Raw genomic sequence first — 22,052 nt, forward strand, 5'->3', positions numbered from 1 at the left:
GGCCTGAAGGCCATGGGCGACCCGCTGTTCTCCAGGGCCACCTGGCTCAACTCGCTGCACATGTCGACGCTCACCGTGGCCTGCCTCGGTGAGCGCGGCATCGATGCCGCCAGCCTGCTGGAAGGCAGCGGCATCACCGAGGACGACCTGCGCGCCCTGCAACGGCTGATCAACCCCGGGCAGGAGCAGCAGGTGTTCGCCAACGCCCTGCGCCTCGCCGACACCCCCGCGCTGGGGCTCGAACTGGGCCAGCGCACGCGCATCTCCGCCTACGGCCTGCTGGGCTACGCGCTGCTCTCGGCGCCCACCCTGGGCGAGGCCCTGCGCATCGGCCTCGGCTACCCGGTGCTGCTGGGCACCTACTTCCACCTGCGCCTGGTGGAGGAGGGCGATCTGGCCTGGCTGCTGGCCAGCGGCTACGGCGAGCGCGAAGCGCTGAAACCCTTCAACACCGAACTCTGCCTGGGCTCGCTGCGGGTGATCTGCGCCGACCTGCTCGGCCAGCCGCTGCCGGTGGCGGCGCTGGAGCTGGACTACCCCGAGCCCCCCGGCGCCGCGCCGTTCTACCGCCAGGCCTTCGACCGCGCCCCGCGCTTCGGCCGCGCGCGCAGCGGCTTCGGCTTCCCCCGCCAATGGCTGGAGCGCCCGCTGCCCCTGGCCGACCCGGTGACCCACCGTGAAATGCTCGAACAGTGCCGCCGGCAGAATGCCGAGTTCGCCACCCGCCGCGCCTGGCTGGAGCGTGTGCGCGAGCAACTGGCCCAGCGCCTGGCCTCGCCGCCGGGGCTGGAGGAACTGGCCCGCGCCATGAACTGCTCCGCCCGCAGCCTGCGCCGCCACCTGGCCCAGCAGCAGACCAGCTACCAGCAACTGCTCGACGACCTGCGCTTCGCCCGCGCCAAGGAACTGCTGCAGCAGGGCGAGCTGCCCATCTACCGCATCGCCGAAGAACTCGGCTTCAGCGAAACCGCCAGCCTGCGCCACGCCTTCCAGCGCTGGAGCGGCCAGCCCCCCAGCCAGTTCCGCGGCTGAGCCCCGGCACAGACCAACCCGGGGGGCAGGGTGGATGGCGCTTCTCCCATCCACCAAGCGGAGCCCCCAATCGCGTTGAACCCACACGTGACGCGTGGGGTGGGCCGGGCGGTGCTCCGCTTCAGCCCACTGCTGCCGTTTCCCGCCCCCCACATTGCTTGCGTCCACGTTGTGTTCAGTGGGCCCCCGCTTTCGCGGGGGTGACGTATGGGCGGGGAGGTTCGCGTAGCCCCGTCATCCTCGCGAATGCGGGGATCCAGTGAAGGTGGGGCGTTGCCTCCGGCCACCGGCTTTCCGGCGGCCCTGCGCACCGGGTAGCCCGGGCTTCAGCCCGGGATGGCCCATGCGAGGAGTCAGGCGATCGCCCGTGCCTGGCGCAGCGCCGGGATCACTTCCTGGGTGAGCCATTGGCGCAGGTTGCGGTTCTCGGGGTGGGGGAAGTGGCGCTGGAGGAGGGCGTAGGCGCCGGATTCGCTGACCATCATTTCCTCGCCCACCGTACCGTCGCCGGCGGCGATGAGGCCGAGGCGCCATTGGTCGGGGGCGAGGCGCGCCTGGACCTTGTCGCCGAAGTGGATGCCCATCAGGCGGGCGAGGTCGCGGGCGGCGAACCAGGGTTCGTGCTGGATGAGGGTGGCGCGCAGCAGGCGGCGGTAGCGGAAGAAGCGGAGGGTGTCGAAATAGCGGTTGGTCATGATGCAGCTCCCTGTCGAATCCATTGGAGCCGCCACCCCGGCCATCCGGGTGTTGGGGTGGCGGACCGTGCAAGGTTTAGAACCCCCGGTAACAGACAAGGCAGATAACCGAGCGGGCGTGAGCCCCCCTTGCACAGTCCGCCATAGACAGCCAGGAACGACAGGAAGGGTTTCCTGTCGATCCTGCTTATGGCGTGCCTCATCTGTATTGGCTGGGGTTCTAAGCCCAGGTCGCAACCGAGGTCGCAACGGAGCGGGATGCTGCCCAAGCCCCTTGTAGGACGGCAATGCAGTTGTCGTGTCAGAACTGTCGGAGCCTGGCCGGGAGCAACCCTGTGGCCAGTCAGGTTGGCCATTTCGATCCCCTATTGGCCGCCCGTCCCCCTGCGCAAGGGGCCACGATCGGCCACAGAATCCATCCACCCATAACAAGATGAGGTTCCCGGCATGCTGACCGTGTACAGCGACGACCATCGTCTCCACTTCGGCCAGTCCGAACTGGTGGACGGCAAGCTCCAGCCCTGCTTCGAGATGCCCAGCCGTGCGGACACCGTGCTGGCGCGGGTGCGCCACCAGGCGCTGGGCGAGGTGATCGAGCCCCGCGACTTCGGCCTGGAACCCATCCTGCGGGTGCACGACGCCGCCTACGTGGATTTCCTCAAGGGCGCCTGGGCGCGCTGGGCCGCCGAAGGCCACAGCTGCGACATGCTGCCGAGCACCTTCCCCGCGCGCCGCCTGCGCCGTGATGGCCCCATCCCCACCGCGCTGCACGGCCAGCTCGGCCACTACTGCTTCGACACCGAGGCGCCGATCACCGCCGGCACCTGGCAGGCCGTGTACAGCTCGGCGCAGGTCGCGCTCACCGCCCAGGACCACATGCGCAACGGCGCCAACACCGCCTTCGCCCTGTGCCGCCCGCCGGGCCACCACGCCGGCAGCGACTTCATGGGCGGCTATTGCTTCTTCAACAACGCCGCCATCGTCACCCAGGCCTTCCTCGACCAGGGCGCGCGCCGCGTGGCCATCCTCGACGTCGACTACCACCACGGCAACGGCACCCAGGAGCTGTTCTACAGCCGCGGCGACGTGCTCTTCGCCTCGATCCACGGCGACCCGCTGGTGGAATACCCCTATTACCTGGGCCACGCCGACGAGCGCGGCGAAGGCGCGGGCGCGCTCTGCAACCACAACTACCCGCTGCCCCACGGCACCGGCTGGGACGGCTGGGCCGCCGCGCTGGAGGACGCCTGCGGCAAGATCGCCGCCTACGCGCCGGATGCGCTGGTGATCTCCCTCGGTGTCGACACCTACAAGGACGACCCCATCTCCCAGTTCAAGCTGGACTCGCCCGATTACCTGGCCATGGGCCGGCGCATCGCCGCGCTCGGCCTGCCGACGCTGTTCATCATGGAAGGCGGCTACGCGGTGGACGCCATCGGGGTGAACGCTGTCAACGTGCTGCAGGGCTATGAAGAGGTGGCCCGATGAGCGCGCGCCATCTCGTTGCCCTGGCGCTGCTGGGCGCCTCCCTCCAAGCCGCCGCCGAGCCGGTGGTGCGCATCTACAACTGGTTCGACTACATCGCCCCGGACACCCTGGAGAACTTCCGCAAGGACAGCGGCATCACCCCCAAGTACGACGTCTACGACAGCAACGAGGTGCTGGAGGCCAAGCTGCTCTCCGGCCACTCCGGCTACGACCTGGTGGTGCCCAGCGACGGCTTCCTGCCCAACTACATGAAGGCCGGCGTGTTCCAGCCCCTGGACAAGAGCAAGCTGCCCAACTGGAAGAACCTCAACCCGGCGCTGCTCAAGGTGCTGGCCGCCAAGGACCCGGGCAACCAGTACGTGATGCCCTACATGTGGGGCACCAACGGCATCGCCTACAACGTCGACAAGGTGCGCGCGGTGCTCGGCGAGAACGCGCCGGTGGATTCCTGGGAGCTGATCTTCAACCCCGACAACCTGGCCAGGCTCAAGCAGTGCGGCGTGGCCTTCCTCGACTCGCCCACCGAGGTGATCCCCGAGGTGCTGCACTACCTGGGCCTGCCGCCCAACAGCCGCAACCCCGAGGACTACGCCAAGGCCGAGGAACTGCTCACCCGCCTGCGCCCGCACATCACCTATTTCAGCTCCTCGAAGTTCGTCAGCGACCTGGCCAACGGCGAGATCTGCGTCGCCCTGGCCTGGTCCGGCGGCGCCATGCAGGCCGCCGCCCGCGCCGAGGAGGCGGGCAACGGGATGAAGGTCGTGTACCGCATTCCCAAGGAAGGCACGGCCGCCTGGTTCGACGTACTGGCCATCCCCAGGGACGCGCAGAACGTCGAGCAGGCCCACGCCTTCCTCAACTACCTGCTGCGCCCGGAGGTGGTCGCGCCCATCTCCGACCACGTGGCCTACGCCAACCCCAACCAGGCGGCGGACGGGTTGATCTCGCCCACCCTGCGCGACAACCCCAACGTCTACCCGCCGGCGGAGGTGCAGGCGAAGCTGTTCTCGGTGGAGATGCTGCCGCCCAAGCTGGAACGCATCCGTACCCGCACCTGGACCAAGATCAAGACCGGCACCTGAACCGACCGCGCTCGCGCACGTAGGATGGCGTAGAGCGAAGCGAAACCCATCGCTGCCCCAGGTGATGAGGGCACCAGGGAAGGGCCGCACTGCGGCCCTTTTCCATTTGTGCTTTAAAAATGAAATGCTATGTTATGTAGCATTTCGTATATGGATCGATTGCCATGGGTATCGTCAAGATTTCCGATGTTCTGCACGAAGAGGCGCGCATCGCCTGCCGCGCCATGTCCCGCTCCATCAACGCCCAGGCCGAGCACTGGATGCGCATCGGCATGCTCGCCGAGGCCCAGCCGGAGCTGACCTACGCCGACATCGTCAAGCGCCTGATGGAAGAGGCCCGCGAACTGGAGCTCTCCGCCACGCCGCCGGTGGAGGCGGTGGAGTGAGCAAGGTCACGATCAAGAACGCCGCCGAGATCGAGCGCATGGTCGTCGCCGGCCGCCTGGCCGCGCGGGTGCTGGAAGCGCTGGATGACTTCATCGTCCCCGGCGTCACCACCGCAGAGATCGACGCCTTCGCCGAGCGCTACATCCTCGACACCCTGCAGGCGATCCCCGGCAGCAAGGGCCAGTACGGCTATCCCTTCACCGTCAACACCTCGGTCAACCAGGTGGTCTGCCATGGCTGGCCCTCGGCGGAAGAGGTGCTGCAGGAGGGCGACATCGTCAATGTCGACGTCACGGTGATCAAGGACGGCTTCTACGGCGACACCAGCAAGATGTACTGCCTAGGCGCCGTCAGCGACGACGCCCGGCGCCTGGTGCAAACGACCCGGCAGTGCCTCTACGACGCCATCCGCCTGGTGCGCCCGGGCGCGACCCTGGGCGATGTCGGCCACGCCATCCAGAGCCGCGCCGAGGAGGCAGGCTACTCGGTGGTGGTGGAGTACTGCGGCCATGGCATCGGCCGGCAGATGCACGAAAGCCCCCAGGTGCTCCACGTCGGCCATCCCGGCACGGGCCTGCGCCTGCAGCCGGGCATGACCTTCACCATCGAGCCGATGATCAACCAGGGCCGCCGCAGCGTTCGTACCCTGGCCGATGACTGGACCGTCATCACCCGCGACGGCAGCCTCTCGGCGCAGTTCGAGCACACCGTCCTCGTCACCGAGAGCGGTTTTCGCGTGCTCACCCTGCGCGAGGAAGAGCGCGACGCCTTCCCGGCGATGCCGTAGCCGGCAACCTGTAGCCCGGGCTTCAGCCCGGGAATGTGCCGAGCAGCAGGCCGGGTAGGGCGGGTGAAACCCGCGTTGCCACCGCTCGGTGCCGTAGGTTGGCGCCGGGCGCAGCGAGGCCCAACGGTGCGGGGTTGGTCGGTACCTTGTGGGCGCGCCACCGCATGGGTTTCGCTTCGCTCTACGCCATCCTACGGGTGTGCGTCTGCGCCTTTGTAGGATGGGTAGAGGCACGAAACCCATCGATGCGGATCAGCCGGTTATCGCTCGCTCACCCCCTGCACACCACGGCTTCCACCTTCACCTCTTCCCGCGCCTTGAGCATCAGCCCGCCCGCCAGCAACAGGGCACCGGCGGCGAGCAGCAGGACGGGGCGCAGGCCGCCGCTGAAGTGGCTGCTGAGGGCCGCGAGCAGCGGCCCGCCGAGCTGGCCCAGGGCGAAGCCGGCGGTGAGCAGGCCGACGTTGCGCGCATGGCCCAGCGGGTCGATCTCCCGGGCCCGCTGCATCACCAGCAGCATGCTGGCGAGGAAGGGGCCGCCGCAGAAGATCACGCCCAGCGCGAGGCCGGTCATCCCCGGGAACAGGCAGGCCAGCACACCGAATGCCTGCAGCCACAGCGCGCCCACCAGCCAGCGGCCGGTACTGCCTGTGCCCGGGCGGCGCAGGCTGACCAGCAGCACGCCCAGGGTGGCGATCAGGCCGAAGGCGGGCCAGAACAGGTCGGCCAGCCACTGGCCACGGAACTGCGCGGCGGCCATCTGCGAAAGGAAGGTGGCGGGGATGATGTAGCCGATGCCCACCAGCGAGTACGCCACCAGCAAGGGATAGAAGGCCCTGGGGCGCGGGCCCGCCGGCTGCAGCGCGACATCGGCGCGCTCCTGCGGACGCGGCAGCAGCGGGTGGATGGCCAGGGTCAGCACCAGCGCGGTCACGCCGTACAGCAGCCAGGCGCTGGACGAGCCCTGGCCCAGCAGGTTCAGTGCCAGGGCCATCAGCCCGGTGGCCAGCACGCCCAGGCTCGGCCCGGTGAAGATCAGCCCGGCCAGGCGCGGCCGGCCGGCCTGCACCGCGACCTGGGCGGCGAGGGCCGTGAGCACCACCAGCACCCAGGCGCTGGCCACACCGGCGGCGAAGCGCAGCGCCACATGGGGCCAGAAGCCGAACGCCCAGCTGGAGGCGAGGGTGATGGCGACGCCCGCCCAGAGGCCGCCGAACAGGCGGCGATGGGCCTGGGCCGGCGCCGTGGCACGCAGCGCGTCGAGGGCGCCCACCAGGTAGCCGAGGTAGTTGGCGGCGGCGATCAGGCCGGCGCCGGTGAGGTCCACCTGGCCTTCGGCGATCAGGTGCGGCAATTGGGGCGTGAGGGAAAAGCGCCCCACGCCCATGGCGACGAACAGGGCGAGGGTGCTGGCGACGATGCGGATGATGGGCGACATGGCGGCCTCCGGAGTGGCGATGGAGGCCATGCTAGGTTTTTGACTTGTTCAGTTAAAACGAATAATAAAGAACAACTTGTTCATCCAAAGAGAATGGTTGCCATGGAACTCAGTCAGCTGCGCATCTTCCAGGCGGTCGCCGAAGAAGGCTCCATCGCCAAGGCCGCGGTGCGCATGAACCGCGTGCCGTCGAACCTCTCCACCCGCCTGCGCCAGCTGGAGGAGGCCCTGGGCGTGGACCTGTTCCTGCGCGAGCGCCAGCGCCTGCAGCTGTCCGCCGAGGGCAAGGTGCTGCTGGGCTACGCCGAGCGCATGTTCAGGCTGCAGGCCGAGGCGGAGGCGGCGCTCAAGGGCGGTGAGCCGGCGGGCGAGTTCGTCATCGGTTCCATGTACAGCACGGCGGCCATCCACCTGCCGGGGATGCTGGCGCGCTTCCACCGCCGCTGGCCGGCGGTCAACCTCCAGGTGCAGACCCTGCCCAGCGGCGAGCTGATCGAGGGGCTGGTGAGCGGCAGGCTGGACGCGGCACTGGTGGACGGCCCCATGGACTACGCCGAGCTGGACGGCCTGCCGCTGTTCGAGGAGACGCTGGTGCTGATCACCAGCCTCGGCCACGCCCCGGTGGCCACGGCGGCGGACGTGCAGGGCGAGTCGGTCTACAGCTTCCGCCCGCGCTGTTCCTACCGCAAACGCATCGAAAGCTGGTTCGCTGCCGCGCGGGTGCCCATGGGGCAGATCATGGAGATCGAGTCCTACCACAGCATGCTCGCCTGCGTGGTCGCCGGTGGCGGCGTGGCGTTGATGCCACTGTCCATGCTCGAGACCCTGCCCGGCCGCGAAGCGGTGGCGGTGCACCACCTGGCCGAACCCTTCGACCACACCACCACCTGGCTGATGTGGCGCAAGGGCATGCTCGGCGCCAACCTCAAGGCGTGGATCGAGGTGATCGAAGCGGAGGCGGCGCAAGCCGCATGACGCGATTGCCCTGTAGGGGCGAATTCATTCGCCCGGCGCCGCCGGATCGCGGGAGCGGATTCATCCGCGAAGGGTGTGTGCGGCAGCATGGGTTTCGCTTCGCTCGCGGAACGCCGCCCGACCCATCCGAAAGTCCGTGCGCACCACGTCGTGATGCGTTGGAGGAAGAAGTTGGAGCACCGCCAACGCCCCTCCAGGAGACCGAACGCAGTCGTTGCGCAGGGGGACGAGTGGCATGGATGCCACGAGAGGCGCGACTGGCCATGGATGGCCCTTCGCGCCGGCCCCCGGAGCGACGACGGAGTGAGGGCACCCGACGCAGTCGGGCCGGATGATGGGGCAAGCGCTTTTGGTTCCTTTTAAGGCGATTTTTAAAAGGGACTCGCCCGGCAAGGCGAAACAGGAATCATCAGCAAAACTCGGCAATCAGCTGGGCTCAAATCCCCTAGCAACACTTGACGCAGACAGCGCCAATTCATTCGCAAGCGCCGCCAGATCGTGGGAGCGGATTCATCCGCGATAGGACTCGACCCTTGCACGAGGTCCAACGCGCACCGTTGGGCCTCGCTGTGCTCGGCGCCAACCTACGGTGAGCTGATTGCGGACTACGCCACGCTCCCCTGGAAGCTCTGCCGCCACGCCGAGGGCGAGACGCCGAAGGCGCGGCCGAAGTGGTGGCGCAGGGAGACGGGCGAGCCGAAGCCGGCGAGGGTGGCGATCTTTTCCACGCTCTGGTCGGTGCCTTCCAGCAGGCGCTGGGTCAGGGCCAGGCGCTCGGCCAGCAGCCACTCGCCGAGGGTGCTGCCGGTGAGCTGGCGGAAGTGGCGGCTGAAGGTGCGCCGGCTCATCAGCACGCGCTGGGCCAGGCTGTCGAGGCTGTGCTCCTGCTCCAGGTTGCTGCGCACCCAATCCAGCACGCAGGTGAGGCGGTCGTCGCGCGGGCTGGTGGGCAGGGGTTGTTCGATGAACTGCGCCTGGCCGCCCTGGCGATGAGGTGGCACCACCAGGCGCCGGGCCACGCGGTTGGCGGTCTCGGCGCCGCAATGCTGGCGCAGCAGGTGCAGGCAGCAATCGATGCCGGCGGCGGTGCCGGCCGAGGTGAGCAGTTCGCCGTCTTCGAGGTAGAGCACGTCCGGGTCCAGTTGTACCTGCGGGTAGCGCTCGGCGAAGTCGCGGGCCCAGGCCCAGTGGGTGGTGGCGCGGCGGCCATCGAGCAGGCCGGCTTCGGCCAGCACATAGGCGCCCAGGCACAGGCCGACCATCTTCGCGCCGCGCGCGTGGGCGGCGACCAGGGCGTCCAGCAGGGCCTGCGGCGGGCGTTCGTCGGGGTGGCGCCAGCTCGGCACGATCACGGTGTCGGCGCTGGCGATGGCGTCCAGGCCAAGCTCGACGGCGATGGTGAAGCCGGCGGTGGTGCGCAAGGGGCCCGCTTCGGCGGCGCAGACGCGCAGGTCGAAGGGCGCCATCTCCGGGCAGGTCTCGCCGAACACCAGGCAGGGCACGGAAAGGTGGAAGGGGATGATGCGGTCGAACGCGACCACGACTATCACGTGTTCCTGCATGGGGAAGGCTCCTTGGGGTTGGCCCGATATTAGCGGAAGTTGGCAGTCGGGCCACTCACCCGTCGAGATCGCCAAGGCGAAGAATGCGCTCCAGTCCAATCACCACAAGGAGCTCCACCATGGCCCAGCCGAAGCGTGCGCTGATCGTCATCGATGTGCAGAACGAATACGTCAGCGGCGACCTGCTGATCGAGTACCCGCCCGTGGACCAGTCCCTGGCCAATATCGGCCGGGCGATGGACGCCGCCACCGCCGCCGGCATCCCCGTGGTGCTGGTGCAACACCTGGCGCCTGAGGATTCGCCGATCTTCGCCCGTGGCAGCCGTGGTGCCGAATTGCACCCCGTGGTGGCCGATCGTGCCCATGACCATTGGGTGCAGAAGGCACTGCCCAGCGCCCTGACCGGAACCGACCTCGGCCCCTGGCTGCGCGAGCGCGGCATCGACACCCTGACCATCGTCGGCTACATGACCCAGCACTGCGACGAGTCCACCGCGCGCCAGGCCCGCCACGAAGGCTGGAACGTCGAGCTGCTGCACGACGCCACCGGCTCGGTGCCCTTCGCCAACGACCTCGGCTCGGCCAGTGCCGAGGAAATCCACCGCGTGTTCACCCTGGTCTCCCACACCGGTTTCGCCGCCGTGGCCAGCACCGGGCAATGGCTCGCCACCGTCGCCACCGGTGAGGCGCTGCAGCCGGACAACCTCTACCTCTCCAACCAGCGCGCGGTGAAGGCCCGCGGCTGACGCAGCGGCAGGCCCGTCCCGGCGCTCTGGGACGGGCCTGCCGGCGTTGCAGAAATATTCCCTGAACCCCGCGGGCAGGGCCCGGTCGATGCAGTGTGCCCCTCACACGAAAAGGACCGAGCCATGGGCGAGCCCAATCCCCTCAATGTCGTCTTCAGCCTTGCCGCCGGGCTGTTCCTGGTGATCGTCCTGGCCGGCTTCGCCCGTGCCGATGACGCCTTGCTGCCCCCCGACCCGACTCACAAGGTGAAGAACTACAGCAAGGTCCAGGGCTGGGCCGATGGGCAGACGCCCGTCGCCCCCAGGGGCTTTCGCGTCAACCGCTACGCCGGCGAGCTGAACAACCCGCGCTGGCTGTACGTGACGCCCAACGGCGACGTGCTGGTGGCCGAGGCCAACACCGAGCTGAAGGACGACAAGGCCAGGGAAAAGGCGCGCAGGGACGGCAAGCTGCAATCGCAGAACTACGGCAGGAGCGCCGACCGCATCACCTTGCTGCGCGATACCGATGGCGACGGCGTGGCCGAGCAGCGGGTGACCTTCCTCGATGGCCTCAGGCAGCCGCTGGGCATGCAGGTGGTGGGCGACTGGTTCTACGTGGCCAACACCGATGCGCTGTGGCGCTACCCCTACCAGCCGGGTGACCTGAAGATCCACGGCGAGGGCGAGAAGATCCTCGACCTGCCGGCTGGCGGCTACAACAACCACTGGACGCGCAACATCCTCGCCAACGCCGACAACTCCAAGCTCTACATCTCGGTGGGTTCGGCCAGCAACCTGGGTGACCACGGCATGCAGGAGGAGGAGCGCCGCGCCAACATCCTCGAGATCAACCCCGACGGCAGCGGCGAGCGCATCTTCGCCAGCGGCCTGCGCAACCCGGTGGGCATGGGCTGGGCACCGGGCACGCAGGACCTGTGGACGGTGGTCAACGAGCGCGACAACCTCGGCGAGGACCTGGTCCCGGACTACCTGGCCAAGGTGGAGGCGGGCGCCTTCTACGGTTGGCCCTACGCCTACTTTGGCCCCCACGAGGACCCCCGCCTGGCCGGCAAGCGCCCGGACCTGGTGGCCAGGGCGCGCAAGCCGGATCTCTCCCTGGGCGCGCATACCGCATCGCTCGGCCTGGCCTTCTACACCCAGCAGGCCTTCCCCGAGCGCTACCGCGACGGTGCGTTCGTCGGCCAGCACGGCTCGTGGAACCGCAGCGCGCTCTCCGGCTACAAGGTGGTTTTCGTGCCTTTCGAGAACGGTGAACCGAGCGGTGCGCCGGAGGATTTCCTCACCGGCTTCGTCAAGGATGCGGACAAGGCCGAGGTCTTCGGTCGCCCGGCGGGCATCGCCGTGCTGCCCAGCGGCGCGCTGCTGGTGGCGGATGATGCCGGCAACAGCTTGTGGCAGGTTCGTGTCGAACCCTGAGGGGAAATTTGATCCAGGGCATTTTCGCTTTGGCGCGGCAGGACTACTCTGTACTTGGCAGCGGAATCGTTCCGTTCGCCGAGGGCGGCCAACCTGATTCGGGCCGCCCGACCAACCTTTTGATCGACTGGAGGGGCCCATGAAAGCTTGGCTGAGCCATATCGCCTGGCAGTTGTCCGTGACCCTTGGGCTGAGTGAGCGCCCGCGTCTGCAACCCATCCCCGTACGCAGCGACGAGCAACGTCGTCTGGCGGAGCAACGTCGGCGCCGCTAGGGCGCCTTGCGCGGGGCGCCTGCGCGGTCAGTCGTGCGCCTTGAACCAGGCACCGATCAGTTCGCGCAGACGTTCCCCGGAGAAGCTCGGGAAATGCCCGCCATGCACGGTGCGAACCGGAAGTTCGCGCAGCCGTGCGAGGCTTTTCGCGTAGTCATCCAGGTCCGAGTGGTAGGCGTCCTCGATCAGCGGCCCGTCGTAGACGATATCGCCGCTGAACAGCGTGCCGGTCCGCTCTTCCCACAGGCTGATGCCACCGGGTGAATGCCCGGGGGTGTGCAGCACCTGCAACGTCCTGTCCCCCAGGTCCAGCACATCGCCTTCCTCGATCAGCCGCGTGGCCGGCGCCGCCTTGACGCGGTACTCGGCGTAGCACAGCGGGCAGTCGGGGTGCGCCTCGAACATCTCGTCGCCGACGAAGGCGCGGGCCAGGGTGTTGTCGCCGTCCGGGGTGGCGAGGATGTCCGCCTCGGCGGGGTGCACCAGGCGTTCGTCGAACTCGTGATGGCCGGCGATATGGTCGAAATGGGTGTGGCTGGCCACCGCCAGCAGCGGGCGTTCGGTGAGCCAGGGCAACTGCTCGCGCAGGCTGACCAGGCCTGAGCCCGAATCCACCAGCACGTCGCGGTCGCGGCCCTGCACATGCCACAGGTTGCAGCGGTAGAAGGGGCGCACATAGGGCTCGCTGATCAGGCTGACGCCGTCGTAGAGATGCTCGACTTCGAACCAGCGGTCGCGGCTGACGATCTTCATCGGGGGCTCCTTTGTTGTGGTTGTGCGGGCAGCATACCTGTCCGGTGCGGGCCATGGAGGGGGTGTTTCCGGCATGGGCGCGTGCCTCGCCCGACTCCGCCTGGTGGAGGTGAAAAGCGACCTCCACCCGACGACCGTGGGAGCGAATTCATTCGCGAAAACGCCCCGGCACGTAGAGCCGTAGCCCGGGCTTCAGCCCGGGGCCAGGCGGGAGATTCCCGGGCTACCGGTTGTCCTTGGCTCAAGGCGCAAAGGGCGGGGCTTCGGCCACTTCGATGATCAGCGGGCGGTCGGCCGGGGCGTTGCGCAGCAGTTCCTGCAGGTGGGCGTGGTCGCGGGCCTTCTCCGCCTGGCAGCCGAAGCCGCGGGCGATGGCGATGAAGTCCGGCGTGTAGATGTCCACGCCCAGCGGGGTGATGTCGCGTCGCTCCATGTAGCGCTTGATCTCGCCGTAGCCCTGGTTGTTCCACAGCAGGACGATGACCCCGACCCGCGCTTCCACGGCGCTGGCCAGTTCCGGCAGGGTGAACTGGATGCCGCCGTCGCCCATCAGGCTGATCACCGGGCGGCCCGGTTCGGCCAGCTTGGCGCCGATGGCCGCCGGCAGGCCGTAGCCCAGGGTGCCGTAGCCGGTGGAGGCGTTGAACCAGCGGCGCGGGCCGTCCAGTTCCACCAGGTGGTTGCCGCTGTAGACGGTCTGCGTCGAGTCGCCGACGAAGCGGGCGTCCGGCAGGGTGTCGAGGATGCACGCGAACAGCCGACGATAGTGCGCCCAGCCGGAGAAGTCCTCGGCCAGTTGTGCACGTACCCCGGCGGCGCGCTGGGCGCCCGGGCTGGTGGTGCTGGCGTCGCGGGCCGGCAGCTCGGCCAGCAGCACGCGCATGGCCAGGCGGGCATCGCTGTGGATGGCCAGGGCCGGGGCGTGGTTGCGCACCAGTTGCAGCGGGTCGATGTCGATGCGGATCAGCTCGCCGCCGATGCGGAAGTTGCCGTCGAACACCACGTCGTAGTCGGTCTCGCCCAGCTCGGTGCCGATGGCCAGCACCACGTCGGCCTCCAGGGCCAGCTGGCGCACGGGGACCAGCGACTGGTTGCTGCCGATCAGCAGCGGGTGGTCGGGTTGCAGCAGGCCCTTGGCGTTGATGGTCAGCGCGGTGGGGGCATCCAGCGCGGTGGCCAGGGCGCGGGCTTCCGCCTGGGCCTCGACGCAGCCGCCGCCGAGCAGCAGCAGCGGGCGCCTGGCGTTGCGCAGGCGGCTGGCGGCATCACGCAACTGGGCCATGGCCGGGGCCGGGCGCGAGAGGGCGGCGCGGGGCTGCACCCGCAGGTGGTCGGCGGGCGCGGTGATGATGTCCAGCGGCAGCTGGATGTGCACCGGGCGCGGGCGCTGGCTGTCGAACACGGCGAAGGCGCGGGCCAGTACCGCCGGCAGTTCCTCGACGCTCATCAGGGTGTGGCTGAAGGCGGCGACGCCGGCCACCAGGGCGCTCTGGTCGGGCAGCTCGTGCAGGTAGCCGTTGCCCAGCCCCAGGCGCGAACGCTCGTTGACGCTGGAGATCACCAGCATGGGGATGGAGTCGGCGTAGGCCTGGCCCATGGCGGTGGTGATGTTGGTCATGCCCGGGCCGGTGATGATGAAGCACACGCCCGGCTTGCCGGAGACGCGCGCGTAGCCGTCGGCCATGAAGCCGGCGCCCTGCTCGTGGCGCGGGGTGATGTGGCGGATGCCGCTGCCGGGCAGGCCGCGGTACAGCTCGACGGTGTGCACGCCGGGGATGCCGAACACGGTGTCGACGCCCCAGGCTTGCAGTTGCTTGACGAGGAATTCACCGCAGGTGGTCATGGCAGTTTCCTTGCTCTTTCAGTGGCCCCCCGAAAGCGGGGACCCACCCGACTGATAAAACGAATCCCGGCCTGCGGGCGCAGGCCGGAATCCAAGGGTGGCCGCCGGGATGGTGCGGCCGTTCACGCAAACTCAGGCCAGGCTGGTGCTGGCCGCCGGGCGACGGGACAGCAGGCTGACCAGCACGAAGCTGACCAGGCCGACCGCCAGGCTGTAGTAGATCGGCGTGTTGGCATCGAGGCCGTCCTTGACCATCAGGGCGAGGACGGTGACGAAGCCGAGCACCATGCTGGTGATGGCGCCGGCAGTGGTGGCGCGCTTCCAGTAGATGGCGCCGATCAGCGGGATCAGCATGCCGCCCACCAGCAGGTTGTAGGCCACGGTCAGGGCGCTGATCACGTCGCTGACCACCAGGGCGATGCCGAGCATCACCAGGCCCAGCAGCAGGGTGGCGAGGCGGTTCTCGTGCACGTCGCCGTTGCCGCTCTCACGGCCTTTGCGCAGCAGCGGCAGAAGGTCCTGGGTGATGGTGGTGGAGGCGGCCAGCAGGCCGGCGCTGGCGGTGGACATCAGCGCGGCCAGGGCGGCGGCGATGACCAGGCCGCGGATGCCGTTTGGCAGGCTGTGCTCGACCACGCTGGCGAAGGCGTTGTTGACGTTGTCCAGGTCCGGCAGCAGCACCTTGGCGGCCATGCCGATGAGCGCACCGGCCAGGCCGTAGAGCACGCAGTAGAGGCCGGCGGCGGTGCCGGCCACCTTGGCCACGCCTTCGCTACGGGCGGTGAACACGCGCTGCCAGATGTCCTGGCCGATGAAGATGCCGAAGAAGTAGATAAGGAAGTAGGTGACGATGGTGTCCCAGCCGATGGCGGTGAAATCGAAGTAGCGCGCCGGCAGCTTCTCCACCAGGGCGTTCCAGCCGCCGGCGTCACTGATGGACATGGGCATCAGCAGGAACACCAGGCCGACGGTCATGATCAGGAACTGCACGATGTCGGTGAGGGTCAGCGACCACATGCCGCCGATGGTGGAGTAGAGCACCACCACCCCGCCGCCGACGAGGATGGCGACCCAGAACGGCAGGCCGAACAGCACCTGCATGACGGTGCCGATGGCGATGGTGGAGGTGGCGCCGATCATCAGCGCGTACACCAGCATGATCACCGCGCTGGACTGGCGGGCAGCCGGGTTGTAGCGGCGCTCCAGTACCTGGGTGACGGTGTAGATCTTCAGCTTCAGCAGCGGTTTGGCGAGGAACAGGCTGAGGCCGACGATGCCCAGGCCGATGGCGCCGCAGAGCCAGAAGCCGGAGATGCCGTGGACGTAGCCCAGGCGCACGGTGCCGATGGTGGAGGCGCCGCCGAGGACGGTGGCAGCCATGGTGCCGAGGTAGAAGCCCGGGCCGAGGTTGCGCCCGGCCACCAGGTAGTCGTCACGGGTCTTGGCGCGGCGCATGCCGTACCAGCCCAGGGTGAGCATCGCGGCTACGTAAAGCAGTACGACGAAGATATCCAAGGCCATTGTTCAGCTCTCTCTTTCTCATTGTTGTAGCTCAGGCGGGTCAGGCCCGAGGGTATGTGGCTCGCGGTCGATCCATCGGTGATGCACCGGGGCGGCAGTCCCCGGGTCGGTGGTGTCGCCGGCGGCCGGACCCTGGCCGCCGGTGTATCGGGTTGGGTTCAGGCGGCGCTGGCGTCAACCAGGCCGGCGGCGCCGGCGCGCTTCACGCGCACCCAGCGCGGGCCCTTGGGGCCGTATACCTCGGCGGCTTCGGGGAACAGGTTGAGCAGCGCCAGGTAGAGGAGGGCGGCCATGCCCAGGGTCACCGGCAGGCTGACGTCGATGCCGCCGGCCAGTTCGCCCAGCGGGCCGACGAACTGCCCCGGCAGGTTGACGAAGCACAGGCCCACCAGCGCGCTGGGGATCCAGGCGCCCATGCCGCGCCAGTTCCAGCCGTTGTGGAACCAGTAGCGGCCGCCGGTCTCGCCACGGGTGAAGACCTGCAGGTCGTCCGGGCAGTAGAAGCCGCGGCGGATCACCAGGCCGAGGATCATGATCACCATCCAGGGGCTGGTGCAGGTGATGATCAGCACGGCGAAGGTGGACACGCTCTGCACCAGGTTGAAGGCGAAGCGGCCGATGAAGATGAAGGCGATGGACATCAGCCCGATCATCACCGTGGCCTGCACGCGGTTGAGCAGGCGCGGGAACACCGAGGACATGTCCAGGCCGGTGCCGTACAGCGAGGTGGTGCCGGTGGACATGCCGCCGATCACCGCGATCAGGCACACCGGCAGGAAGAACCAGGTCGGCGAGACGGCCAGCAGGCCGCCGACGTAGTTGTTCTGCGCGATGTAGTCCGGCGCCTGGACGGCGACGATGGTGGCGGTGACCAGGCCGAAGAAGAAGGGGATCAGGGTGGCCAGCTGGGCGCCGATCACCGCCGCCATGATGCGGCCCTTGCTCGCCTCGCGGGGGATGTAGCGCGCCCAGTCGCCGAGGAAGGCGCCGAAGGACACCGGGTTGCTCATGGCCAGCAGGGCGGCGCCGATGAAGGCGGCCCAGAAGCCCGGGCTGCCCAGTTGCACGGAGCCGGCGTAGCTGGCGTCGAAGGGCCCGGCGAAGGCGAAGATGCCCAGCAGGAACAGCGCGCTGGCGCTCCACACCGCGACCTTGTTGACCCACAGCAGGAAGCGGAAGCCGTAGATGCACACCGTCAGCACCAGCACCGCGAACAGGCCGTAGGCCAGGCCCAGGGTCAGGTCGGTTTCCGGCAGGCCCATCAGGCGCTTGGCGCCGCCGATGAGGGCATCGCCCGAGCTCCACACCGAGAGGGAGAAGAAGGCGATGGCGGTGAGCAGCGAGAGGAACGAGCCGACGATTCGCCCGTGCACGCCGAAGTGGGCGCCGGAGGAGACCGCGTTGTTGGTGCCGTTGAGCGGGCCGAACAGGCCCATCGGCGCGAGGATCAGCGAGCCCACCACCACGCCCAGCAGGATTGCCCACATGCCCGCCTCGAAGGACAGGCCGAAGAGCACCGGGAAGCTGCCGAGCACGGCGGTGGCGAAGGTGTTGGCGCCGCCGAAGATCATGCGGAACAGGTCGACGGGCTTGGCGTTGCGTTCGTGGTCGGGGATCTGCTCGACACCGAACGTCTCGATTCGGGTCAGGCTTTGCTCGTTATTGTTGTTATGCATCGTTGTTCTCCCGGGGGAGCCTCATCAGGTTTGGGGCAGGTGCTCCGGCATGGCCGACAAGTGCTCGTGACAGGCCAGCCAACGGCCCTGTTCTTGTTGTTGGCGGAAGACGATGGTCTCCCGCTCCAGGCTCGTGATCGCCTCACCGCCCACACGCAGGCGGGTGACCACTTCGTGCATGAAGATCGCCACGTCGCCCTGCAGGCTCAGCAGCGGATTGCGCGATTCGCAGCCCAGCACGCGGAAACCCTCGCGCTGCCAGGCATCCCAGAGTTCGCGGTAGGCCGCGCGGCCCTGCAGCACACCGGGGGTGGTGTGGAACAGGAAGCTGGCGTCCTCGCTGAAGGCGGCGAAATAGGCCTCGGTGTCGTTGCGGGCGAAGGCGGCCACCAGTTCCCTGGCGGCCTCCATGACCTGTGCGTGGCGGTCCATGCTCAGCGACGCTCCACGCCGGGCAGGATGCAGAGCATTTCGTACAAGAGGTTGGCGCCCAGCAGGGAGGTGTTGCCGGTGGTGTCGTAGGGCGGGGAGACCTCGACCAGGTCGCAGCCGATGATGTCCAGGCCCTGGCAGCCACGGATGATCTCCATCGCCTGGATGGTGGTCAGGCCGCCGATCTCCGGGGTGCCGGTGCCGGGCGCCCAGGCCGGGTCGATGCCGTCGATGTCGAAGGACAGGTACACCGGGCCGCCGCCGACCTTCTCGCGCACCTCGGCCATCAGCGGGGCCAGCGACTTGTGCCAGCACTCCTCGGCCTGGACCACGCGGAAGCCCTGCTTGCGGCTCCAGTTGAAGTCCTCGGCGGTGTAGCCCTGGGCGCGCAGGCCGATCTGCACCACGCGGTCGCAATCGAGCAGGTCCTCTTCCACCGCGCGGCGGAAGGTGGTGCCGTGGGCGATCTTCTCGCCGAACATGTGGTCGTTGACGTCGGCATGGGCGTCGATGTGCACCAGGCCCACCTTGCCGTGCTTCTTCTTGATGGCCCGCAGGATCGGCAGGGTGATGGTGTGGTCGCCGCCCAGGGTCAGCGGCAGGATGCCGTGGCCGAGGATGCGGTCGTATTCCTCCTCGATGATGCGCACGGCGTCGAGCAGGTTGAAGGTGTTGATGGCGACGTCGCCGATGTCGGCCACGTTCAGCGAATCGAAGGGGGCGGCGCCGGTGGCCATGTTGTAGGGGCGGATCATCACCGACTCGGCGCGGATCTCGCGGGGGCCGAAGCGGGTGCCGGAGCGCAGCGAGGTGCCGATGTCCAGGGGCACGCCGACGAAGGCGGCGTCCAGGGCGTCGAGCTCGGCGGGGGTCTGGATGTGGGGAAGGCGAAGCATGGTGGCGATGCCGCCGAAACGGGGCATTTCATTGCCGCCCAGGGGCTGGTGGAGTTTCTTGTCCACGGGGTGGCCTCACGTTTGTTGTGGTTGTCGTGGGGCGATTCTGGTGACCTGGCGATGCGGGAAGAATCCCCATGGGCAAATAATCACTTCAGGTATTTCTAAACTATCCGCAGCAGGTAGACTGCGCCGATCTGTCGCAGTAGCACCGTTGTGGTGGGAGCGGATTCATCCGCGAAACGCCGCGAAGCGGCGCCTGGCGGCGGATTGGCGGGCCTGTGGCCCGCATCGCGAATGAATTCGCTCCCACGGAGCCCTGTCGTCGATAGTTTTGCCGGAGCCCTATGTCCAACACCCTTCCCGACCTCAAGCTGCTGCGCATCTTCGCCACCGTGGTGCGCAACCAGGGTTTTGCCGCCGCGCAGCAGGAGCTGAACCTCTCCACCTCGGCCATCAGCACCTACATGAGCCAGCTCGAAGGGCACCTGGGCCTGACCCTCTGCCATCGCGGCCGGGGCGGCTTCAGCCTGACCAGCAAGGGCGAGCTGTTCTACCAGGAGACCCTGCGCCTGCTCGGCGAGCTGGAAGGCTTCGAGCGCTACTCCGCCTCCCTCAAGGGCGAGCTGCGCGGCACCCTCAACCTGGGGGTGCTCGACTCCACCGTCAGCGACCCGGCCCTGCCGCTGGCCGAGGTCATCGGCGCCTACAGCCGGGAACACGCCGCCGTGCACCTGCACCTCTCGGTGATGAGCCCCTACGACCTGCAGCTCGGCGTGCTGGAGAACCGCCTGGACCTGGCCATCGGCGCCTTCTCCACGCGCATGAACGGCCTGGTCTACCAGCCCCTGTACCGCGAGCAGCACTGGCTCTACTGCAGCGACCGCCACCCGCTGTTCGCCGAGCGGCGCATCCCCGCCGAGGTCATCACCCAGCAGCGCATGGTCGGGCGCGGTTACTGGAGCCAGGCGGAGCTGGCGCGCCATGGCTTCAAGCACAGCGCGGCGACGGTGGAATCGATGGAGGCGCAACTGATCCTGGTGCTCTCCGGTGCCTACATCGGCTACCTGCCGGAGCACTACGCCCAGAGCTGGGTCGACCAGCAGCGACTGCGCGGCCTGCTGCCGGCCACCTTCGGCTACCAGGCGCCGTTCTCGATGATCCTGCGCCGGGGCCGTGCCCGCGAGCCCCTGATCGTCACCTTCCGCGACCTGCTGCGGGCCCAGTTGAACCTGCGCTGATTGCCGCTTCGCTGGCGTTTCCCTGACGCTTGCGGGGCTTCCTGCGCGTTGATGCCAAAATAATGGCTGGTGCCTCTGGCGGCGCTGCAAGCCTGTGCTAGACCTAATTTCTGTGGGCCAGGACGTACACACGTACCAATCACAGGGATTTGCGCATGCGCCAGAATCTACCCGTCACCCAGCGTGAAAGAACCTTCCCGGCCACCGAACGCCTGATCTCGACCACCGATCTCAGCAGCAAGATCACCTACTGCAACGACGCTTTCGTCGAGATCAGTGGTTTCTCCCGCGAGGAACTGATCGGCCAGCCGCACAATCTGGTGCGCCACCCCGACATGCCGCCCGCGGTCTTCGGCCACATGTGGGACACCCTCAAGCAGGGCAAGCCCTGGATGGGCCTGGTGAAGAACCGTTCCAAGAATGGTGACTTCTACTGGGTCAGCGCCTATGTCACCCCGGTGTACGAGAACGGCCAGATGTCCGGCTACGAGTCCGTACGCTCGCTACCCACCCGCGAGCAGGTGCAGCGCGCCGATGCCCTTTATGCGCGGCTGCGTGCCGGCAAGCCGCCAGTGCCCTGGATCGAGTACTGGACCTACGACCTGGTCCGTTCCTGGCCGGTGATCCTCGCCACCCTGGTCATCCTCGCCGGTCATTTGCTCATCGGCGGCCCGGCGCTCATCGCCCTGATGGTGGTGACCATGTTCGCCCTCGGTTCCTACCAGCTCTACAGCAAGCGGCAGACCATCCGCCGCACCCTGGCCGAGCACCCCAAGGCCTTCACCAGCGGCCTGGTGTCGCTGACCTACTCCACCAACAAGGGGGCGCAGGCGCTGCTCGACATGGCCATGATCAGCGAGGAGGCGCGCCTGCAGACGGCGCTCACGCGGCTGGAGGACGCGGGCATCAACGTCAAGCAACGCGCCTCGGACTCCTCCCGGCTGTCGCGTTCCAGCGCCGAGCTGCTTGAGCAGCAGCGTTCCGAGACCGACCAGTCCGCCACCGCCATCAACCAGATGGCGGCGACCATCCAGGAGGTCTCGCACAACGTGCAGAACACCGCCCACGCGGCCGAGGAGGCCGACCGCCTGGCACAGCAGGGACGCGGCCTGGCCGGGGAAAGCCTGAGCGCGATGCAGCACATGGCCGGCGCGGTGAGCGAGATCGGCCAGGCGGTGAACGAGCTGGCCAATTCCACCCAGTCCATCGGCAGCGTGGCCGATGTCATCACCTCCATCGCCGAGCAGACCAACCTGCTGGCGCTCAATGCCGCCATCGAGGCGGCGCGGGCCGGCGAACAGGGCAGGGGGTTCGCGGTGGTGGCCGACGAGGTGCGCTCGCTGGCCTCGCGCACTCGCCAGTCCACCGAGCAGATCCACCAGATCATCGCCTCCTTGCGCTCCGGCGCCGATCGCGCGGTGGCCACCGCCAGCCGGGGCGAGGAAATCTCCCGTGACAGCGTCGGCAGCGTCGAGGCCGTGGGCAAGGCGCTGGAAGGCATCAGCCAGGCGGTGACGCGCATCACCGGCATGAGCCAGCAGATGGCCGCCGCGTCCGAACAGCAGAGCCACGTGGCAGATGACATCAGCCGGCAGATCACACGGATCGCCCAACTCTCGGATCACAGCGCCGGCCAGGCCCAGGAAGGCGCGCAGATCAGCCAGGACCTCGAACACATGGCCGAGTACCTGCATAGCCTGGCGGAGCGCTTCAACCGCTAGCGACCTGGCATGGGCGGGCGGAGCCGCGCAGGAGGGCGCGGCTCCCGGGGCAGGGATGCCCCACTTTCCCGAACCCCGCCCCCG

Annotated in this window: 19 protein-coding genes and 2 pseudogenes; 12 read left to right on the plus strand and 9 right to left on the minus strand. The window is 68.3% G+C overall.

Features of this window, described 5'->3' with window-relative positions; translation table 11 throughout:
* The first annotated feature begins 12 nt into the window (after nt 1–12).
* On the plus strand, nt 13–1,032 hold the full coding sequence (locus tag WFQ67_RS27695) for an AraC family transcriptional regulator (protein ID WP_337058774.1): 1,020 nt from the start codon (nt 13–15) through the stop codon (nt 1,030–1,032).
* Nucleotides 1,033–1,385: 353 nt separating this feature from the next.
* Here WFQ67_RS27695 and WFQ67_RS27700 read toward each other — a convergent pair whose 3' ends face one another.
* Nucleotides 1,386–1,727 carry a BRO-N domain-containing protein gene (locus WFQ67_RS27700; protein WP_337058775.1) on the minus strand — a complete coding sequence of 114 codons (342 nt, stop codon included), beginning with the start codon at nt 1,725–1,727 and terminating at the stop codon, nt 1,386–1,388.
* Between the two features lie 447 nt (nt 1,728–2,174).
* On the opposite strand from WFQ67_RS27700, the gene WFQ67_RS27705 reads away from it, so the two are divergent.
* The 4 genes from WFQ67_RS27705 (at nt 2,175) to map (ending at nt 5,471) form a co-directional block, all read left to right on the plus strand.
* Complete coding sequence (locus WFQ67_RS27705) at nt 2,175–3,215, plus strand: histone deacetylase family protein (protein WP_213625551.1); 1,041 nt, start codon at nt 2,175–2,177, stop codon at nt 3,213–3,215.
* Nucleotides 3,212–4,297: an extracellular solute-binding protein gene (locus WFQ67_RS27710; protein WP_337058776.1), complete on the plus strand. Its 1,086-nt coding sequence runs from the start codon at nt 3,212–3,214 to the stop codon at nt 4,295–4,297. The genes WFQ67_RS27705 and WFQ67_RS27710 overlap by 4 nt, the downstream gene beginning before the upstream one ends.
* A gap of 164 nt (nt 4,298–4,461) precedes the next feature.
* Nucleotides 4,462–4,683: a ParD-like family protein gene (locus tag WFQ67_RS27715; RefSeq protein WP_173178909.1), complete on the plus strand. Its 222-nt coding sequence runs from the start codon at nt 4,462–4,464 to the stop codon at nt 4,681–4,683.
* A complete protein-coding gene (gene map / locus WFQ67_RS27720; RefSeq protein ID WP_337058777.1) occupies nt 4,680–5,471 on the plus strand; it encodes a type I methionyl aminopeptidase in 792 nt (263 codons plus the stop codon). Before WFQ67_RS27715 ends, map begins: the two co-directional genes overlap by 4 nt.
* A 271-nt stretch (nt 5,472–5,742) precedes the next feature.
* Here map and WFQ67_RS27725 read toward each other — a convergent pair whose 3' ends face one another.
* On the minus strand, nt 5,743–6,909 hold the full coding sequence (locus WFQ67_RS27725) for a YbfB/YjiJ family MFS transporter (RefSeq protein ID WP_337058778.1): 1,167 nt from the start codon (nt 6,907–6,909) through the stop codon (nt 5,743–5,745).
* 102 nt (nt 6,910–7,011) lie between these two features.
* Here WFQ67_RS27725 and ptrR point away from each other — a divergent pair, with 102 nt between their 5' ends.
* Entirely contained in the window at nt 7,012–7,884 is an 873-nt protein-coding gene (gene ptrR, locus WFQ67_RS27730; RefSeq protein ID WP_213625547.1) for a putrescine utilization regulator PtrR, read from the plus strand.
* Nucleotides 7,885–8,489: 605 nt separating this feature from the next.
* Here the strand turns inward: ptrR and WFQ67_RS27735 are convergent.
* Nucleotides 8,490–9,446, minus strand: a complete 957-nt coding sequence (locus WFQ67_RS27735; RefSeq protein ID WP_337058779.1) for a helix-turn-helix domain-containing protein — start codon at nt 9,444–9,446, stop codon at nt 8,490–8,492.
* 119 nt (nt 9,447–9,565) lie between these two features.
* On the opposite strand from WFQ67_RS27735, the gene WFQ67_RS27740 reads away from it, so the two are divergent.
* The 3 genes from WFQ67_RS27740 to WFQ67_RS27750 all read left to right on the plus strand — a co-directional run bounded on the left by WFQ67_RS27740 (nt 9,566) and on the right by WFQ67_RS27750 (nt 11,885).
* The gene (locus WFQ67_RS27740) at nt 9,566–10,192 is read left to right on the plus strand and encodes a cysteine hydrolase family protein (protein WP_213625545.1); all 627 of its coding nucleotides are present in this window, start codon (nt 9,566–9,568) and stop codon (nt 10,190–10,192) included.
* Nucleotides 10,193–10,315: 123 nt separating this feature from the next.
* Nucleotides 10,316–11,611 carry a PQQ-dependent sugar dehydrogenase gene (locus WFQ67_RS27745; protein ID WP_337058780.1) on the plus strand — a complete coding sequence of 432 codons (1,296 nt, stop codon included), beginning with the start codon at nt 10,316–10,318 and terminating at the stop codon, nt 11,609–11,611.
* A 139-nt stretch (nt 11,612–11,750) separates the two neighbouring features.
* Nucleotides 11,751–11,885, plus strand: a complete 135-nt coding sequence (locus tag WFQ67_RS27750) for a PA1414 family protein (RefSeq protein WP_256604856.1) — start codon at nt 11,751–11,753, stop codon at nt 11,883–11,885.
* Nucleotides 11,886–11,912: 27 nt separating this feature from the next.
* On the opposite strand, the gene WFQ67_RS27755 is transcribed toward WFQ67_RS27750, so the two are convergent.
* The 6 genes from WFQ67_RS27755 to speB form a co-directional block, all read right to left on the minus strand.
* On the minus strand, nt 11,913–12,638 hold the full coding sequence (locus WFQ67_RS27755; protein ID WP_173178916.1) for an MBL fold metallo-hydrolase: 726 nt from the start codon (nt 12,636–12,638) through the stop codon (nt 11,913–11,915).
* A 241-nt stretch (nt 12,639–12,879) separates the two neighbouring features.
* On the minus strand, nt 12,880–14,481 hold the full coding sequence (locus tag WFQ67_RS27760) for a 5-guanidino-2-oxopentanoate decarboxylase (protein ID WP_337058781.1): 1,602 nt from the start codon (nt 14,479–14,481) through the stop codon (nt 12,880–12,882).
* Nucleotides 14,482–14,613: 132 nt separating this feature from the next.
* Nucleotides 14,614–16,002: a sodium:solute symporter gene (locus tag WFQ67_RS27765; protein WP_337058782.1), complete on the minus strand. Its 1,389-nt coding sequence runs from the start codon at nt 16,000–16,002 to the stop codon at nt 14,614–14,616.
* A 158-nt stretch (nt 16,003–16,160) separates the two neighbouring features.
* Nucleotides 16,161–17,678, minus strand: coding sequence for a purine-cytosine permease family protein (locus WFQ67_RS27770; RefSeq protein ID WP_337058783.1), 1,518 nt, complete (start codon nt 17,676–17,678; stop codon nt 16,161–16,163).
* 24 nt (nt 17,679–17,702) lie between these two features.
* Nucleotides 17,703–18,110, minus strand: coding sequence for a YybH family protein (locus tag WFQ67_RS27775; RefSeq protein ID WP_173178920.1), 408 nt, complete (start codon nt 18,108–18,110; stop codon nt 17,703–17,705).
* Between the two features lie 2 nt (nt 18,111–18,112).
* Nucleotides 18,113–19,072, minus strand: a complete 960-nt coding sequence (speB, locus tag WFQ67_RS27780; RefSeq protein ID WP_173178921.1) for an agmatinase — start codon at nt 19,070–19,072, stop codon at nt 18,113–18,115.
* A gap of 281 nt (nt 19,073–19,353) precedes the next feature.
* Here speB and WFQ67_RS27785 point away from each other — a divergent pair, with 281 nt between their 5' ends.
* The 3 genes and pseudogenes from WFQ67_RS27785 to WFQ67_RS30565 form a co-directional block, all read left to right on the plus strand.
* Nucleotides 19,354–20,247, plus strand: a complete 894-nt coding sequence (locus WFQ67_RS27785; RefSeq protein ID WP_213625539.1) for a LysR family transcriptional regulator — start codon at nt 19,354–19,356, stop codon at nt 20,245–20,247.
* A 155-nt stretch (nt 20,248–20,402) separates the two neighbouring features.
* Nucleotides 20,403–20,684, plus strand: a pseudogene (locus tag WFQ67_RS30560) (PAS domain-containing protein); the annotation flags it as partial.
* A 306-nt stretch (nt 20,685–20,990) separates the two neighbouring features.
* Nucleotides 20,991–21,968, plus strand: a pseudogene (locus WFQ67_RS30565) (methyl-accepting chemotaxis protein); the annotation flags it as partial.
* Nucleotides 21,969–22,052: the final 84 nt, after the last annotated feature.

The organism is Pseudomonas sp. USHLN015 (assembly GCF_037153275.1).
In the GTDB taxonomy this organism is placed as follows: domain Bacteria; phylum Pseudomonadota; class Gammaproteobacteria; order Pseudomonadales; family Pseudomonadaceae; genus Metapseudomonas; species Metapseudomonas tohonis.

Coding starts and splice junctions, on each gene's coding strand:
- WFQ67_RS27725 (WP_337058778.1), bottom strand. CDS start 6,909: ATGTCGCCCATCATCCGCATCGTCGCCAGCACCCTCGCCCTGTTCGTC.
- WFQ67_RS27700 (WP_337058775.1), bottom strand. CDS start 1,727: ATGACCAACCGCTATTTCGACACCCTCCGCTTCTTCCGCTACCGCCGC.
- WFQ67_RS27755 (WP_173178916.1), bottom strand. CDS start 12,638: ATGAAGATCGTCAGCCGCGACCGCTGGTTCGAAGTCGAGCATCTCTAC.
- WFQ67_RS27705 (WP_213625551.1), top strand. CDS start 2,175: ATGCTGACCGTGTACAGCGACGACCATCGTCTCCACTTCGGCCAGTCC.
- WFQ67_RS27715 (WP_173178909.1), top strand. CDS start 4,462: ATGGGTATCGTCAAGATTTCCGATGTTCTGCACGAAGAGGCGCGCATC.
- WFQ67_RS27735 (WP_337058779.1), bottom strand. CDS start 9,446: ATGCAGGAACACGTGATAGTCGTGGTCGCGTTCGACCGCATCATCCCC.
- WFQ67_RS27785 (WP_213625539.1), top strand. CDS start 19,354: ATGTCCAACACCCTTCCCGACCTCAAGCTGCTGCGCATCTTCGCCACC.
- WFQ67_RS27770 (WP_337058783.1), bottom strand. CDS start 17,678: ATGCATAACAACAATAACGAGCAAAGCCTGACCCGAATCGAGACGTTC.
- WFQ67_RS27765 (WP_337058782.1), bottom strand. CDS start 16,002: ATGGCCTTGGATATCTTCGTCGTACTGCTTTACGTAGCCGCGATGCTC.
- WFQ67_RS27745 (WP_337058780.1), top strand. CDS start 10,316: ATGGGCGAGCCCAATCCCCTCAATGTCGTCTTCAGCCTTGCCGCCGGG.
- WFQ67_RS27750 (WP_256604856.1), top strand. CDS start 11,751: ATGAAAGCTTGGCTGAGCCATATCGCCTGGCAGTTGTCCGTGACCCTT.
- WFQ67_RS27775 (WP_173178920.1), bottom strand. CDS start 18,110: ATGGACCGCCACGCACAGGTCATGGAGGCCGCCAGGGAACTGGTGGCC.
- WFQ67_RS27740 (WP_213625545.1), top strand. CDS start 9,566: ATGGCCCAGCCGAAGCGTGCGCTGATCGTCATCGATGTGCAGAACGAA.
- WFQ67_RS27760 (WP_337058781.1), bottom strand. CDS start 14,481: ATGACCACCTGCGGTGAATTCCTCGTCAAGCAACTGCAAGCCTGGGGC.
- WFQ67_RS27695 (WP_337058774.1), top strand. CDS start 13: ATGGGCGACCCGCTGTTCTCCAGGGCCACCTGGCTCAACTCGCTGCAC.
- ptrR (WP_213625547.1), top strand. CDS start 7,012: ATGGAACTCAGTCAGCTGCGCATCTTCCAGGCGGTCGCCGAAGAAGGC.
- WFQ67_RS27710 (WP_337058776.1), top strand. CDS start 3,212: ATGAGCGCGCGCCATCTCGTTGCCCTGGCGCTGCTGGGCGCCTCCCTC.